The organism is Bacillus sp. GMa5/1 (genome assembly GCF_050172015.1).
GTDB lineage: Bacteria > Bacillota > Bacilli > Bacillales > Bacillaceae_G > Bacillus_A > Bacillus_A cereus.
This window is the reverse complement of sequence record NZ_JBNLYC010000412.1, coordinates 1-1,165: the sequence shown is the minus strand read 5'-3', so window position 1 is coordinate 1,165 and position 1,165 is coordinate 1. Positions and strand designations below refer to the sequence as shown.

Sequence of the window (1,165 nt, the reverse complement as noted above, 5' to 3'; positions counted from 1 at the left end):
GGAACGTATCCTAATTAGCCCGCAAAAATATATTCAGGGAAGAAATGTAATTAAAAAAATTGGAGAGTATGTAAAACCTCTAGGAACCAATTTATTAGTTATTGTAGATGAATGTGTTTGGCATCTTGTTGGTGAAAAAGTTATGGAAAGCTTTCATAAACAAAATCTAAGCTTTGAAAAAGTCGGTTTTAATGGTGAAAGTTCTGAAAATGAAATTGCAAGAATTGAGAAAATAGGAAAAGAATTTGGTGCTGATGTAATCATTGGTATTGGTGGTGGTAAATCAGTAGACACAGCAAAAGCGGTAGGAGAAATTCTTTCGGCCAAAGTTGTAAGCGTTCCCACTATTGCCTCAACAGATGCACCAACCAGTTCTCTTTCTGTTATTTACTCTGATGATGGAGTATTTGAGAAATACAAATTTTATTTAAAAAATCCGGATATTATTTTAGTAGATTCCCAAGTCATTGCACAAGCTCCATCCAGATTTTTAGCTGCTGGGATTGGAGACGGAATGGCTACATGGATTGAAGCTAGAGCAAATTTAGAATCCCGAAAACCCGCTATGGCTGGTGGACTATCTACCTTAGCAGCTGCTAAGATTGCAGAACTCTGTTGGGATACCTTATTTCAATATGGAGAAGCTGCTCTTTTAGCAGTTAAACAAAAAACTGTTACTCCAGCAGTTGAAGCCGTAATAGAGGCAAATACCTTGCTTAGTGGCCTTGGATTTGAAAGTGTGGGGTTAGCTGCAGCTCATGCCATCCATAATGGTTTTACTGTTTTACATGATAAGACTCATGATTTGATGCATGGAGAAAAGGTTGCATTTGGCACATTAGTACAAATGGCATTGGAATCTTGGACAACTGAAGAACTATATAACTACATTGATTTTTGTATCAAGCTTGGCTTACCTACTACACTTGAAGATCTGAACCTAGGTGATGCAAGTAAAGAAGAATTGATGAAAGTGGCTGAAGCTGCCTGTCAAGATGGTGAAACTATACATAATATGCCATTTGAAATTTCACCAGAAATGGTTTTTGATGCAATTATAGCTGCTGATGCTTATGCTACAGAGTATAAATTAAAAAAATTAGTTCAAAATTACAATCCAAAAAATTAATTAAGTGTATATTACACATTATTTAATTTTGTATGT

1 protein-coding gene is annotated in these 1,165 nt (G+C 35.5%); it reads left to right on the top strand.

Annotated features, from left to right (window positions below):
• Positions 1 to 1,129 (top strand): glycerol dehydrogenase (locus ACQGSG_RS29060; RefSeq protein WP_426948763.1); only part of this gene is annotated, 1,129 nt, incomplete at its 5' end.
• Positions 1,130 to 1,165: the final 36 nt, after the last annotated feature.